The sequence below is a fragment of the Actinoplanes lutulentus genome, from assembly GCF_003259845.1.
Taxonomy (GTDB): Bacteria; Actinomycetota; Actinomycetes; order Mycobacteriales; family Micromonosporaceae; genus Actinoplanes; species Actinoplanes lutulentus.
This window is the reverse complement of sequence record NZ_QLMJ01000006.1, coordinates 44,360-58,172: the sequence shown is the minus strand read 5'-3', so window position 1 is coordinate 58,172 and position 13,813 is coordinate 44,360. Positions and strand designations below refer to the sequence as shown.

Here is a 13,813-nt window from a genome sequence, read left to right as displayed (position 1 = left end):
CGCGAGCGTACGCCGCGGGTCCTCTCAGATGCCCGGGTCGGGGACCGTCAGCAGGTGGGCGGCCAGCGCCAAGTCCATCGGTCTGGTGATTTTCAGGGCCAGGTCCGACCCCGGCACGCACAGCACCGGCAGACCCAGCTTCTCCACCGCGCCCGCGTCATCGGTGTGCAACCCGGCCGCTGCCGCGTGCGCCGCTCGGAGGACTGACGCCCGGAAACCCTGGGGTGTCTGGACGGCGCGCAGCACCGACCGGTCGACCGTCCCCAGCACCACCCCGTCCGCGGAGACCTCTTTGATGGTGTCGACCACCGGCTGGGCCGGGATGACGGCGTCGGCACCGGAGCGGACGGCCTCGGCGACCCGTTCGAAAAGTGAGACCGGGGCCAGACAGCGCGCCGCGTCGTGAACCAGCACGATGCCCAGCGAAGACGGCACGACGGCCAGCGCCGCGGCGACCGACTCCTGGCGCTCGGCACCACCGGCCACGACCACGACCGGCGCGATCGGAGCGAGCAGCGCACCCACGGCGTCGACCTCGGCCGGCGGCGCCGCGACCACGATCATTGCGACCGAGGGCGACGCGGCGATGCGGCGGATCGCGTGAACCAGAAGCGGCTCGCCGTCGAGGAGCCGCAGCGCCTTGGGCGCGCCGGGCCCGAGCCGCAGGCCGGCTCCCGCGGCCGGAACAACGACCGCGACATCACCGCCAGCCCTCGAAACGACGACCGCGGCATCACCGTCAGCCCTCGAAACGACGGCCGCGGCATCACCGTCAACCCTCGGAACGACGACCGCGACATCATCGCCAACCCTCGGAACGACAGCCGCACCCCCGGAAACGACGACCGCGACGTCACCGCGAGCACTAGGCTGCGCGGTCACGTCGCGGTCGTCGGACACAGTTTTGAGGAGTGTTTGCGTCGGGTGGATCAGGCCTCGGTGAGGACCTTGTCGAGAAGCACCTCAGCCTCGTCCTTGGTGCTCTTCTCAGCGAGGGCCACTTCACCGACCAGGATGTCGCGCGCCTTCGCCAGCATGCGCTTCTCACCTGCGGACAGGCCACGCTCACGCTCACGGCGCCAGAGGTCGCGGACGACCTCAGCAACCTTCAGCGGGTTGCCGGAGGCAAGCTTCTCCAGGTTGGCCTTGTAACGCCGCGACCAGTTGGTCGGCTCCTCGGTGTGCGGAGCACGCAGGACGTCGAAGACCTTGCCCAGGCCTTCTTCGCCAACCACTTCGCGCACGCCGACTTCTTCGGCGTTCTCAGCGGGCACCCGAACAGTCAGATCGCCCTGGGCGACACGCAGAACGAGATACTGCCTTTCAACGCCCTTGATGACCCTAGTCTCGATTGCCTCGATGAGTGCGGCCCCGTGGTGGGGGTAAACAACGGTCTCGCCGACACTGAAAACCATAGGTTCGAAACCCCTTTCGCTGTGTCTAGGGTAACACGCCCAGGCGGCAGTGTCTCGCCCTGGCGGTCACTGTTAGTGCAGCTCAGGGGGCCTGTGATGGGGCTTTCTCCCGCTTGACACCGGCGCGAGAAGCTGCCTGCGTGACTCAGAGTGATCGGTGCGTGACGGTCCACGCCAGCGAGTCGGAAATTCCGGACCTGATGGCTTTGTCAGATCAAGCTTATCGCTAAGGTCCGCAATGACGCACCACTGGCGATGCGGCCCCGCTTGCGGGACGCTGGACGAGAGTTCCCCGACCGAAGCAAGATCTGGTCGGCCAGGGGGGAGGTTGAGTCATGGCTGGCGCGAGCGACAACGGCGGCTGGCCGCCCGACGGCGGTGCCAACGACGATCTTCCTGACCTCCCCGAGGAGTGGGGGGTCATCGTCATCCCGGACGACCTTTCGGAGCTCTCCGAGGAGGTCGAGGCGGTCCGGGCCGAGCTGAACACGGCTGTGCCCCTCACCGGCTGGCAGCGGTTCGCCCGCCGCCCGGCGGTGCGCCGGCTGAGGCGTCTCGGCGCGCTGACCATCCGCACGCCTGCCTTGATCATTTCGATGGCCGTCCTGGTCACCGTGGCCAGTCTGTTCGCCTCGGCCTGGCCCGGCCCATCGCGCCAACCGGCCACTCAGCGCACGGCGAGCACGTCCGCGACACCGTCCGACAAGTTGCCGGCCTTGGATCTGATCGGGACAAACGGGCAGGCGGTCTCGATTCGTAACCGACTACCCGCGGTAATCATCCTGACCGACGGTTGCGCGTGCGAGAGCCTCGTCACGGACACCATCGCCTCGGTCAAATCGGACACCGCGGTCATCGCCGTCTCGTCCGCAGCGGCCTCGGTCGCGCCGAGCGCCGGTCTGACCTATCTGCCGCAGGCGCAGACCCCGCAGGCGGACGGCAAGTCGGTCAGCTTCCTGCGCGACCCGACGGGCGGTCTGCGGCGGCATTTCCAGATCGGCGCTCCGGACGGCACCGCGGCGGTCCTCATCGCCGACAAGTCCGGGAAGATCGTGCGGCTGCGGGACCGGATCGCGTCGGTCGAGGAGATCCGGCCCGACCTGGCCCGTCTGTAGCCAAACGGCAGAACGCGCGACAACCGCCAGCTCAGACAAATCGACCAAGGTCAACTTCAAGGTCAAGACACTGGGGTACGCGCAAAGCACCCGAGCCCCTAAAAGAGCAGACAGTCACCAGCTGAGCCGCTGAAGCGTGTACCGGAACACCACCGGCCCCGCCTCCTCCACGCTGATCCGCAGGTGGAGCTCGCTCGCCAGCCCGACGCTGAACACCTCAGGCGTCCGCGACCCCGAGCACCGCATCCCCCGGCCGGTCTCGTCGACGCCGAGGCTCACCCGGACCCGGCTGCCGTCCTCACCCGCGCAGACCACCGACACCAGGAACTCGCCGCCGCCGACCTCGGCGACCTCCTCGTGACCATCGCCGTCGGCAAGCGCCAAAGTGCCCGCCATCTGCTGATCCCCGGACTCGGGCAGCAGCTGCTCAGCGGCGAGCCGCCAGCCGAGCAGCCGCTCGTCGGCCGGCTCGCGCGGGGTGGCTCGCCACCACCACGCCGCGCCTGCGATCAGGATCATCGCCGTCAATAGGTGCAATACGGCCCCGCGGCCCCGTTCCGCGCTCACGCTCCGAGAGTAAGGCCCTCCAGAAGAGTGACATAGAGCGTGAGGCCAGGACCAAACGCAAGCATGACGATTCGCCGTGGTGGATCTTTCCGGCGGCGCAGGGCGTCGAGGACGAGAAGCACCGTCGGCGAGGAGCAGTTCCCATAGGAGGCCAGCACGCCCCGCGAGGCCGCCAGCGCCGCGTCGTCGAGCCCCAGCTGCTCCTGCACCACATCGAGGATCTTGGGACCACCCGGGTGGATCGCCCATCCGTCGACGTCGGTCACCCGGAGGCCACGCCGCGCCAGCACGTCGTCGACGAGTTTCCGGACGTGGGCCGCGAGCACCGCCGGTACCTGCGGCGACAGCCCCATCCGGAAACCGGCGTCGGTCACCTCCCACGTCATGTGGTCAGCCGTCGTGGTGTCGGTGACAGCGGCGACTTCAGTTACCGCGTACCCAAGACCGCCGGAGGCGGAAGGGGTGACCACGCACGCGGCCGCCGCGTCCGCGAAGAGCGCGTGCGAGACGATCTGTTGAATGTCGGTGCGGGTGCCTGGCGGCTGCAGGTGCAGGCTGGTCAGCTCCGCGCAGAGGAGCAGCGCCGGCTTGCCGCGGGCCACCACGAAGTCGCTGACCGTCCCGAGGCCCGGCAGAGCCGCGTAACAGCCCATGTGCCCGATGAAGAGCCGCTGCACGCTCGGCGACATGCCCATGTCCCGGGCCAGCAGGATGTCGAGTCCGGGCGTGGCGTAACCGGTGCAGGAGCAGACCGCGAAAAGGCCGAGCTCGTCCGCGGCGATGCCGGCGTCGGCGAGCGCCCGGCCGACCGCCGCCTTGCCGAGCGGGATGGCCTCGACCTGATAGCGGCGCATCCGGCGCTCGGTGGACCAGCCGGAGACGTCCTCCAGCAGTGGGCTGACCACGGCCTGCCGCGTACGCACACCAGAGTTCGTGAAGATCCGTTTCGCCAGAGCCCGGCGGGCGCCGGTGTAGTGCTGAGCGAAGTAGCCCTCCCAGAGGTCCTCCTGCACGGCCGAGGGCGGCAGAGCGATGCCGAGGCCGCTGAGCCACGCGCTCACCATCGCGGGGCCGCGCCGTCGGAGTCGGGGTCGCCGCCGAGCGCTTCCACGCCGAGCCAGTCGGCGCAGACGTCGCTGGTGGCCGGCTGCAGCGAGCCGGCGCGGGCATCCCGATAAAGCCGTTCCAGCGGATGACCGCGCCGCATCGCCGAGGTGCCGGCCGCTTCCAGCATCGACGCGGAGACCTCGGCCGCGGTCGTGCCGGCCAGCAGTTTCGCCCGCCAGACCCAGCGGTTCGTCTCGGTGTCGCCGGGCGCTTCGTCGACACGCCGGGCCGCTTCCCGGACCGCGAGGTGCGCGGCGGAGACGGCGGCGTCGGCCCGGCCGATCCGCGACCGGATCGACGGCAGATGGCCGAGCTCGCGGAGAACGACGTGATCGATGGCCGCGTCCACCGCGGCCCGCGCCACACCGACATAGACCGCGGCATACGAGGCCACCATCCAGTGCGGCGCCAGTTGCACGGCCACCAGCGCCAGCCCTTCCACGCCGCCGAGCAGCGCCGGCGCCGGGACGGTCACGTCGATGTGCAGGTCGTGCGAGCCGGTGGCGCGCATGCCCAGCGCGTCCCAGGTCTCCTCGACGCGCAGCCCGCTGCCGGCCGGGACCAGGAATTGCGAGACCTGGGTGGGATCGCTCGCGCTGCGAGCGGCCACCAGGTACGCGTCAGCGTGCCCAGCCCCCGAACAGAACGTCTTGGACCCGACGATCCGATAACCACCGTCCACGGCCTCGTAGGTGGTGGTCAGCTTCGACAGCCGGGAGCCGGCGCCGCGTTCGCTCATCGCCACCGCGTACCAGCTGCCGCCCGCCGCCGCCTTGAGGTGGTTGTCGCGGGCGTCCAGCGCGTCCTGCGGCAGGCCCAGCGCGCCGGCGAGGACGTCGCTGATCCCGCCCAGCGCGCCGGTCACCGAGGCGTGCATGTTGAAGACCAGCGCGGTGGCACCGTTGCCGCGGGCCAGTTCGTACGCGATCTCGGCGTACTCCGCGAAGCCGGCGCCCGCGCCACCGAGCCGGGACGGGACCATCAGCCCGAAGAACCCGGCGTCGCGCAGGTCGGCGAAGTCGTCGACGGGAAACGTGCCGTCGCGGTCGGTGGCGGCGGCACGAGCGGCGAACCGCGGTGCCAGCCGGCGAGCCTCATCGATCATGGCGCGTACCCACTCCCTGGTAGAGAACCGCGGTGGAGAAGGTCGGGACGATCTTTCCGGCGCTGGGATCGCGCTTCAGCACCAGCCAGCGGAACAGCCCGGAGAGCGTCGGACGCACCCCGCGGATCCGCAAGGTCACGCCGTGCCGGGCGAACTCGGACCTCAGGAGCGGCGGCGGCACGAACAGGGCCGGGTCGTGCAGGCCGACCGGCGCGATGCCGAGCCGTTCCCCGAGCGTCACCGTGATCAGCCGCGAGAGCGCGGTGTCGTTCACCGTGTCGATCACCACGAGACCACCCGGGCGCAGCACCCGGGACAGCTCGGCGACCGTGCCGGGCAGGTCGGTGACGTGTTCGAGGATCTCGCCGGCCACTACGACGTCGGCGCTCCCGGACGCCAGCGGCAGGGCGGTCACGTCACCGCTGACGGCAGCGACGCCCTCTCGCGCGGCGTGCGAAAGAGCCGGGCGGCCCAGGTCGACGCCGACGTGCCGGTAACCCTTGTCGCGGACGTGCGGCGCGAGCAGCCCGCCGCCGCAGCCGGCGTCGAGCAGGACCCGCCCGGGCCCGGCCGCATCCGGGATCAGTGCCGCGCGGGCAGCGGCCAGCCAGTGCAGCAACTCGAAGTCTCCGCCGGGTCGCCACCACTCGCCGGCCAGGTCGTCGTACTGACGGGGGTCATTGCGCTGCATCGACAGCATGCGATCGAGACTGGCACGGGTTCGGCAGATCCACCACACTGCCAGTCATGTCACGCGCCCTCGCCCTGCTCCGGGCGTCGCATCCGGAACCGGGCGGCGCCGTCACCCTGGCGATGGCCCTGCTCGCGCTCGGCGCCGGGCACCGCGGGTGGCGGCTGGTGGCGGTGGTGCTCGCGGTGGCGTTCACCCAGCTCGCGGTGGGGTGGGTCAACGACTGGCTGGATGCGGATCGGGACCGGTGGGCAGGGCGGCGGGACAAACCGGTGGCCGCTGGCGCTGTCTCCGCGCGTACCGTCGGGATCTTTGGTCTTGGCGCAGCGCTCGCGATCCCGCTGCCGGCGCTGGCGCTCGGCGCCGCGCCCATCGTCCTGATCTGTCTGGTCGGGGTGTTCGCCCTGCTCTACGACTGGCCGTTGAAGTCGACGCCGCTCTCGGTGGTGCCCTATCTGGTGGCGTTCGGGTTGCTGCCGGCGTTCGTGGTGGTGTCGCTGCCCGGCAATCCGGCGCCGCCCGCCTGGCTGATCGCGGCGGGCGCGCTGCTCGGCGGCGGCGCGCATTTCGCCAACGTGCTTCCGGACCTCGCCGACGACGCCGCGACCGGCGTGCGGGGCCTGCCGCACCGAATCGGCGCACGAGGTTCGCAAGTGGCCGCCGCGATGCTCCTTCTGGGTGCGACACTCACGCTGGTATTCGGACCACCCGGACGTCCGTCGTGGGCAGGCTGGGCGGCGGCCGCGGCCTCCGTCGTGGTCCTTCCCCTTGGTGTGTACGCGTCGAAGCGCGCGAACGGCCGGCCGGTGGCGCTGTTTCGCGCGGTGATGGTGGTGGCCCTGATCGACGTCGTGTTGCTGGTGCTCAGTGGATCTTCTTTTTGGTGACGCTGGATCTCCACAGGCACCGGATGGATGGGTCGGCGCACGCGGCCGATCGCCGCCCATTAGGCTGATCTAACACCTTGGTGTCTCTATTTGGAGGATCGTGATGCGTCCCCTGGGAACCCGTCGCGCCGGTCTGGTCGCGGGTGCAGCCACGGTCGCTGTGCTGGCGCTGGCCGGGTGTTCGGCCGGTCAGGTCGCCGAAACCGCACTGCTGGACACGCCCATCGGCGGCGTCGACTCGCAGACGGCGGACGGCAGCGTCTACATCCGCAACCTCCAGGTGGAGTACCCGGGGCTCAAGGGCTACAAGGCGGGTGCGAACGCTCCGCTGGAGCTGAGCCTCTACAACCAGACCGACGAAGAGGTCACCGTCTCGATCACGAGCCGCGCGATCGAGCAGAGCCAGGTCGTCTCGGCCAGCCAGGTCGGCGTGGTCAGCGGCGGTGCTCCGGCCGCCGGTGCTTCGTCGGCTCCCGCCGCCGCCGAGTCGGAGCACGCTTCCGAGGACCCGTCGGCACATGCTTCGGCGTCGGCTTCCGAGTCTGCCTCCGAGGTGCCGTCCAAGGCTGCTTCCGCCGCGCCTTCGGTCTCGCCGTCCGCGTCCGTCTCGGTGGCGCCGGCCCAGTTCAAGATCGGTGCGCAGGGTTCCGTCCTGTTCCGCCCGACCGACGTGGCGCAGCTGCAGGTCATCGGCCTCAGCGAGGAGCTGCTGCCGGGCGCCTCGGTCAACCTGGTCTTCGAGTTCAGCAACAACGCCGAGTCGCTTGAGCTCCAGGCGCCGGTCGCCAGCCCGCTGACCCCCGGTCCGCGCGAGGAAGGCAACACCGAAGAGGAGCACTGAGCGGGATTGTCGTACGCCTGGGCTAACTTGTCCGGGTGACAACCTCCCGCGCCTCGGCCAAGGCACCCCGGGCCGCATACGTCTGTGACGCATGCGGCCACCAGCCACCCAAGTGGATGGGGAAGTGCCCGGAGTGCGCCGAGTGGGGCTCGATCATCGAGTCCACCGTCTCCACGCCTCTGGTCTCCGGCCGCGTCGTCAGTTCCCGCATGCCGTCCGAGCCGGCCCGGCCGATCGCCCAGATCAGCGCCGCGCCGGCTCGTGCCGTTCCCACCGGCGTCAGCGAGCTCGACCGGGTCCTCGGCGGTGGCCTGGTCCCCGGTGCGGTGGTGCTGCTCGCCGGCGAGCCCGGTGTCGGCAAGTCCACCCTGCTGCTCGACGTGGCCCAGCAGTGGGCGGCCGGCGCCGGCACCCCGGCGCTGGTGGTCAGCGGTGAGGAGTCGGTGAGCCAGGTCCGGCTGCGGGCCGAGCGCCTCGGCGCCCTGCACGACAAGCTCTACCTCGCGGCCGAAAACGATTTGGGCACGGTGATCGGCCACCTCGACGCGGTCAAGCCCGGCATGCTCATCCTCGACTCGGTGCAGACCTTCGCCGCGCCCGGCACCGAGGGTGTGCCCGGCGGGGTGACCCAGGTCCGCGCGGTCACCGCCGCCCTCGTCTCGATCGCCAAGGAGCGCGGCATCGCCACGGTCCTGGTCGGCCACGTGACCAAGGACGGTCAGGTCGCCGGCCCCCGGGTCCTGGAGCACCTGGTCGACGTCGTCCTTCACTTCGAGGGCGACAAGCACTCGTCGCTGCGCCTGGTCCGCGGGGTGAAAAACCGGTTCGGCGCGGCCGACGAGGTGGGCTGCTTCGAGATGCACGAGGGTGGCATCAGCAGCCTGCCCGACCCGTCCGGCCTCTTCCTCACGCGTTACCTGGAGCCGGTCCCCGGCACCTGCGTCACGGTGGCGATGGAGGGCCGCCGCGCCCTCGTCACCGAGGTCCAGGCGCTGATCGGCGCCGAGGTGCAGGGTTCGCCCCGGCGCACGGTCTCCGGCCTCGACGGCGCCCGCCTCGCCATGGTGCTGGCCGTCCTGGAGCGCCGCACCAAGCAGCTCAAGCTCTCCAACCGCGAGGTCTTCGCGGCCACTGTCGGAGGCATCCGGCTCACCGAGCCCTCGGCCGACCTGGCGATGGCGCTCGCGGTCGCGTCCGGCGGTCTCGATCTGGCGATGCCACCGACCCTGGTGGCGATCGGCGAGGTCGGCCTGACCGGCGAGATCCGCCGGGTCGGTGCGGTCGGCCGGCGGCTGGCCGAGGCGGCCCGGCTCGGCTTCCGGGTCGCGCTGGTCCCACCGGGCTGCGGTCCCGACGCGACCGCCGGCGTGCCCAAGGGCATGCAGGTGATCGAGGTCGGCGACCTCCGCTCGGCGTTGCAGAGCGCGGCCAAAGCGGCCGCCGACCACGGTTCTCGGTGACCCACAGTGACGATTCATCACGCTACGGAGCATTCATCGAACCACGCCTCGTTGGCGTGGATGACAGTCCGTAGAATGTCCAGGTGCCGCTCGACCGCGATGGTTCCAAGCCCGCCGCCAGTGCAACGCCGCGCGTGGGCGTCAACGGCCGCGCTGTGACGCCACCAACCGGCCCCGGCCTCACCGGCGGCGCCAGCGATCCGCTGCGCGCCAACCTGGCCCTGATGGCACCCGGCACCGCACTGCGCGACGGCCTAGAGCGCATTCTGCGTGGCCGCACCGGCGCGCTGATCGTGCTGGGTTATGACTCGGTCGTCGAGAGCATCTGCACCGGCGGCTTCCCGCTCGACGTGGAGTTCTCCGCCACCCGCCTGCGCGAGCTGTGCAAGATGGACGGCGCGGTCGTGATGTCCAGCGACGGCACCCGCATCGTCCGGGCCGCCGTGCACCTGATGCCCGACCCGTCGATCCCCTCCGAGGAGTCCGGCACCCGGCACCGCACCGCCGAGCGGGTGGCGAAACAGTCTGCTTTCCCGGTCATCTCGGTGAGCCAGTCGATGCACATCATCGGCCTTTATGTGAATGGTCAGCGCCACGTCCTCGACGACTCGGCCGCCATCCTCTCCCGGGCCAACCAGGCGCTGGCCACCCTCGAGCGCTACAAACTGCGCCTCGACGAGGTCTCCGGCACCCTCTCCGCCCTGGAGATCGAGGACCTGGTGACCGTGCGGGACGCGGTTGCCGTGGTGCAGCGCCTCGAGATGGTCCGCCGGATCGCCGACGAGATCTCGGGTTACGTCGTGGAGCTCGGCACCGACGGCCGGCTGCTCGCCCTCCAGCTCGACGAGCTGATGGCCGGCGTCGACGCCGACCGCACCCTGGTCATCCGCGACTACCTGCCGGGTGGCCGTAAAGCCCGCACCCTCGACGAGGCCCTGGTCGAGCTCGACCTGCTCACCGCCACCGAGATGATCGACCTGGTCGCCGTGGCGAAAGCGATCGGTTACCCGGGCGCTTCGGACGCGCTGGACTCGGCCGTCTCCCCGCGCGGTTTCCGGCTGCTCGCCAAGGTCCCGCGTCTGCCGGCCCAGATCGTCGACCGCCTGGTCGATCATTTCGGCAGCCTGCAGCGCCTGCTGGGTGCCACGGTCGAGGATTTGCAGGCCGTCGAGGGCGTCGGCGATGCCCGTGCCCGCGGGGTCCGCGAGGGCCTGTCCAGGCTGGCCGAGGCGTCGATTCTCGAGCGTTATGTGTAGTGAAGTAACTCACTGGATTCACTGAGGGTGACGGGTGGGCGGTTACGCGTACCCATGGATGGGTTTGAAGATCTCGTTCGCGTGGTCGGCGATGCCGGCTCCGGTGACCGTTGCGGTGAGCGGGAGCATCTCCAGGCAGCGACGGATCGCCGGCCCCATCATCGGGTTGGGGACGCGCATGGAGATCGTGCAGTGCGGCACCCAGCGGCCGGGGCGGTACTGATCCCAGACCTCGACGCCGCCCGCGCTGAGGCGCTCGTGGACGGTGCGGTGGTGGGCGAGCAGTTCCTCGGTGACGGTGACGCCCAGCCAGAGGACGCGGCCGACGAACTGGCCGACGAAATCCATGCTGAGGGTGAGGCCGGGTACGCCTTCAACGGCCGCGACGACCGCCTCCGGGTCCATCCGATGTGCCGCGGCCAGGGAGACGTGCGGGCGGTGTTTCGTGTTCAGCGAGCCGAGGCTGGGGATGCCTTCGGCTTCGAGCGCCTGCCAGAGCGTGCGGATCCGGCGCGTCGCGTGGACGTCCAGATAGAGCTCAAGTGCCGCGACCAAAGTTGTCAGGCGGCGATGGTCACGACGACCGGGTCGCTGATCAGCTGGCCGAGGCGGCCGCGCAGTTCGTAATCGCCGGCTGCCGGGATCGGGCCGGAGGCGACGTTGTTGGCGCACTGGCTGGACTGGCGGCCGTTCCAGGTGACCATGTACTCGCGCTCGGCGCCCGGTGCGAACGCGCGGACGTCGCCGCCTGTCGCGGCGCTGCACTTGTCGGACGACCAGAATTTCTGGGCGCCCTGCTCGACGTAGAGCTCCTGCGGCTCGGCGCCGACGTCACGGGTGCAGGTACGCGTACCGATGTTCTTGATTTTCAAGCGGATCTCGAGGGGCACACCGCGCTTCACAGTGGTCGTCGCCGGAATCGGCGTCACCGAGATCTCGGAGTCCGCGCAGGCGCCGCCGTCGGCGGGCGCGACGGTTGCGGCGGTGGTGGCTCCGGCGACCGGAGGCGTCGTGGCCGCGGTCGTCGCACCGGGCAGCAGTTCGCCGTCGTCGTCGGCCGGGTCCCGGGTCAGCAGGTCCGCCGGGTCGGGCAGGGCCGGGCCGCCGGGCGGGGCACTGTCCAGGAACGAGGTTGCCGGCGACGGCGACGCGGTGTCCGGTGCCGGTGTCGGATATTGCGACGACGCGTTCTTGGTCTTCGTGTCCTTATCGTCCTCACCGGAGCACGACACGAACAGCACGATTACGCCGAGCAGCACCGCGCCCAGCACTACCGCACGCCGACGCCAATAGACGCCAGGTGAGAGGGGACCAACCGTCGCACGCATGATGCCGCTCACGGTAGACCTGTGCCGCCAGCGCCATGCGCGCGACGCGCCGGTTATGCGACACCAACTCGCGAACCGTTCGTTAGAGATAGACCTTGCGCTGGTAGATGGCGTGCGCACCGGCAACCCGATCGAGGAACAACCTGCCGCCGCAGTGATCGATCTCGTGTTGCAGCGCCCGGGCCTCGAACGCGTCGGTCGTGATGGTCACGGGCTCGCCGGTACCGGGTAGCAGCGCCTCGACCACGACGCGGGCGGCGCGTTTCACGTCGCCGGTCAGGTCCGGCACCGACATGCAGCCCTCCCGGCCCGGCCGCCACCTGCTCGCCTCAATGATCTTGGCGTTGCAGAGGACGAAGGTGCCGTTCGTGGTTACCGCTTTCGGGTGACCTGTCACGTCCACACAGAAGACCTGAACGCCGACGCCCACCTGCGGGGCGGCCAGCCCGACACACCCCGGCGAGACGCGCATCGTGCTGACCAGGTCGGCGGCCAGGGCCACGATCTCCGGGTCGGTCGGGTCGACTTCCTGGCCGATCGAGCTGAGCACGTTCGCGGGGGCGGTGACGACCGGGCGTACCCGGCCTTCCGGCCCGGTCCACTGCACGCTCACAGGATCTCCGACTCGGCCCGTCGCAGCGTCACGTCGACACCCAGCTCGGAACCCGCCACGGCGAGCTGCGCGGCGAGTTGATCGGCGGCGTTGTCCGGCAGGTCCACCTCGGCGACCAGCACGTAGAGCGGGCCGGTGAGCCGGGTCGTGAGGTCGGTGATGTTGCCGCCGGCGGAGGCGACGACGCGGGTGACGGCGGCGACGATGCCGAGGCGGTCGACACCGTGGACGCTGAGGATGTAGGGGTCTCCGGGGTTTCCTCCGGAATTGTCGGGCTCCACCTTGCGGACCGTGGCCACCAGCCCGGTCGGCTCCAAGGCCTGGGCGGCCTGCTCAACCGTCGACCCGTTGCAGATCAGGGTCATGGCGAAGTGCCCACGCAGACGGGTCATCGTCGAATCGGTGAGGTTGGCCCCGACTCCGGCGAGCGCCTCGGTGATGTCCGCGACGATGCCGGCCCGGTCCGGGCCGATGACGGTGATGGCAAGCTCCTGCACCCGCTTACAGTAAACGGGCTATGACTCTCGCCGACGCAGCCATCGCCTGGTACGACACAAATGCCCGAGATCTTCCGTGGCGGACGCCTTCGACCACCCCGTGGGGCGTACTCGTCAGTGAGGTGATGCTCCAGCAGACCCCGGTAATCCGCGTCGAACCGGCGTGGCGTTCCTGGATGACCCGCTGGCCCAACCCCGCGGCACTCGCCGCCGACCCCGCCTCCGAGGCGATCCGCATGTGGGGCCGGCTCGGATATCCCCGCCGCGCCATGCGCCTGCACGCCTGCGCCGGAGCGATCGTGGAACGCCACGGCGGCCGGGTGCCCGACGACCTCGACCAGCTGCTCGCGCTGCCGGGCGTGGGGACGTACACCGCCCGCGCGGTGGCGACTTTCGCTTACGGCCAGCGCCACCCGGTCGTGGACACCAACGTACGCCGAGTCGTCTCCCGCGCCGTCGAAGGCAAACCCGACGCCGGCCCGGCGACGACCACCGCCGACCTGGTGGCGATGGCGTCACTGCTCCCCGAGGACGTGCCGCGGGCCGCCCGGGCGAGCATCGCGTTCATGGAACTGGGCGCGATCGTCTGCACGGCCCGATCCCCGAAATGCGTCGACTGCCCATTCCACGACGTCTGCGCCTGGCGCCTGTCCGGCACCCCGCTGCCGGCCGGCCCGAGCCGCAAACCCCAGCGTTACGCCGGCACCGACCGCCAGGTCCGAGGCCTGATCCTGGAAGTGCTGCGGCACACCACGGGCCCGGTCCCCCGCCAACGCCTGGACCAGGTCTGGACCGACGAGATCCAGCGCACCCGAGCCCTGACCGGCCTCCTGGAAGACGGCCTGGTCGAACCGCTGGGCCCGGACAACTTCGTCCTGGCCGGCGACACCCCACGGGCCGAGGTTCAGCAGCTCTTCTGAAGCGCAAAAAA

At 70.4% G+C, this 13,813-nt stretch carries 16 protein-coding genes; 6 read left to right on the top strand and 10 right to left on the bottom strand.

Going from position 1 to position 13,813, the window contains the following annotated elements; translation table 11 throughout:
• Positions 1-24: 24 nt before the first annotated feature.
• Positions 25-882: a 2-C-methyl-D-erythritol 4-phosphate cytidylyltransferase gene (ispD, locus tag B0I29_RS15560; protein WP_111649940.1), complete on the bottom strand. Its 858-nt coding sequence runs from the start codon at positions 880-882 to the stop codon at positions 25-27.
• A gap of 47 nt (positions 883-929) precedes the next feature.
• Positions 930-1,415 carry a CarD family transcriptional regulator gene (locus tag B0I29_RS15555; RefSeq protein WP_014447856.1) on the bottom strand — a complete coding sequence of 162 codons (486 nt, stop codon included), beginning with the start codon at positions 1,413-1,415 and terminating at the stop codon, positions 930-932.
• A gap of 335 nt (positions 1,416-1,750) precedes the next feature.
• On the opposite strand from B0I29_RS15555, the gene B0I29_RS15550 reads away from it, so the two are divergent.
• Positions 1,751-2,530 (top strand): hypothetical protein, encoded by a 780-nt coding sequence (locus tag B0I29_RS15550; RefSeq protein ID WP_111649706.1) that lies wholly within the window; start codon positions 1,751-1,753, stop codon positions 2,528-2,530.
• A 114-nt stretch (positions 2,531-2,644) separates the two neighbouring features.
• On the opposite strand, the gene B0I29_RS15545 is transcribed toward B0I29_RS15550, so the two are convergent.
• The 4 genes from B0I29_RS15545 to B0I29_RS15530 are packed head-to-tail and all read right to left on the bottom strand — an operon-like array spanning position 2,645 to position 6,009.
• Positions 2,645-3,097 (bottom strand): DUF6023 family protein, encoded by a 453-nt coding sequence (locus B0I29_RS15545; protein WP_111649705.1) that lies wholly within the window; start codon positions 3,095-3,097, stop codon positions 2,645-2,647.
• Entirely contained in the window at positions 3,094-4,161 is a 1,068-nt protein-coding gene (locus B0I29_RS15540) for a type III polyketide synthase (protein WP_111649704.1), read from the bottom strand. Before B0I29_RS15540 ends, B0I29_RS15545 begins: the two co-directional genes overlap by 4 nt.
• On the bottom strand, positions 4,155-5,309 hold the full coding sequence (locus tag B0I29_RS15535) for an acyl-CoA dehydrogenase family protein (RefSeq protein WP_111649703.1): 1,155 nt from the start codon (positions 5,307-5,309) through the stop codon (positions 4,155-4,157). The genes B0I29_RS15540 and B0I29_RS15535 overlap by 7 nt, the downstream gene beginning before the upstream one ends.
• Positions 5,299-6,009: a methyltransferase domain-containing protein gene (locus tag B0I29_RS15530; protein WP_111649702.1), complete on the bottom strand. Its 711-nt coding sequence runs from the start codon at positions 6,007-6,009 to the stop codon at positions 5,299-5,301. The genes B0I29_RS15535 and B0I29_RS15530 overlap by 11 nt, the downstream gene beginning before the upstream one ends.
• Before the next feature lie 47 nt (positions 6,010-6,056).
• Between B0I29_RS15530 and B0I29_RS15525 the strand changes: the two genes are divergently transcribed.
• The 4 genes from B0I29_RS15525 to disA all read left to right on the top strand — a co-directional run bounded on the left by B0I29_RS15525 (position 6,057) and on the right by disA (position 10,444).
• Complete coding sequence (locus B0I29_RS15525; protein ID WP_111649701.1) at positions 6,057-6,887, top strand: UbiA family prenyltransferase; 831 nt, start codon at positions 6,057-6,059, stop codon at positions 6,885-6,887.
• Between the two features lie 103 nt (positions 6,888-6,990).
• Entirely contained in the window at positions 6,991-7,728 is a 738-nt protein-coding gene (locus tag B0I29_RS15520; protein ID WP_111649700.1) for a hypothetical protein, read from the top strand.
• A gap of 35 nt (positions 7,729-7,763) precedes the next feature.
• Entirely contained in the window at positions 7,764-9,188 is a 1,425-nt protein-coding gene (gene radA / locus B0I29_RS15515) for a DNA repair protein RadA (protein WP_111649699.1), read from the top strand.
• An 83-nt stretch (positions 9,189-9,271) separates the two neighbouring features.
• Entirely contained in the window at positions 9,272-10,444 is a 1,173-nt protein-coding gene (disA, locus tag B0I29_RS15510; RefSeq protein WP_111649698.1) for a DNA integrity scanning diadenylate cyclase DisA, read from the top strand.
• A gap of 42 nt (positions 10,445-10,486) precedes the next feature.
• Here disA and B0I29_RS15505 read toward each other — a convergent pair whose 3' ends face one another.
• The 4 genes from B0I29_RS15505 to B0I29_RS15490 form a co-directional block, all read right to left on the bottom strand.
• Positions 10,487-10,999 carry a 2'-5' RNA ligase family protein gene (locus tag B0I29_RS15505; protein ID WP_111649697.1) on the bottom strand — a complete coding sequence of 171 codons (513 nt, stop codon included), beginning with the start codon at positions 10,997-10,999 and terminating at the stop codon, positions 10,487-10,489.
• Positions 11,000-11,004: 5 nt separating this feature from the next.
• Positions 11,005-11,772: an adhesin gene (locus B0I29_RS15500; protein ID WP_111649696.1), complete on the bottom strand. Its 768-nt coding sequence runs from the start codon at positions 11,770-11,772 to the stop codon at positions 11,005-11,007.
• 82 nt (positions 11,773-11,854) lie between these two features.
• A complete protein-coding gene (def, locus tag B0I29_RS15495) occupies positions 11,855-12,385 on the bottom strand; it encodes a peptide deformylase (RefSeq protein WP_111649695.1) in 531 nt (176 codons plus the stop codon).
• Entirely contained in the window at positions 12,382-12,882 is a 501-nt protein-coding gene (locus B0I29_RS15490; protein ID WP_111649694.1) for a glycine cleavage system transcriptional repressor, read from the bottom strand. Before B0I29_RS15490 ends, def begins: the two co-directional genes overlap by 4 nt.
• 20 nt (positions 12,883-12,902) lie before the next feature.
• On the opposite strand from B0I29_RS15490, the gene B0I29_RS15485 reads away from it, so the two are divergent.
• Complete coding sequence (locus tag B0I29_RS15485; RefSeq protein ID WP_111649693.1) at positions 12,903-13,802, top strand: HhH-GPD family protein; 900 nt, start codon at positions 12,903-12,905, stop codon at positions 13,800-13,802.
• The last annotated feature ends 11 nt before the right edge of the window (positions 13,803-13,813 follow it).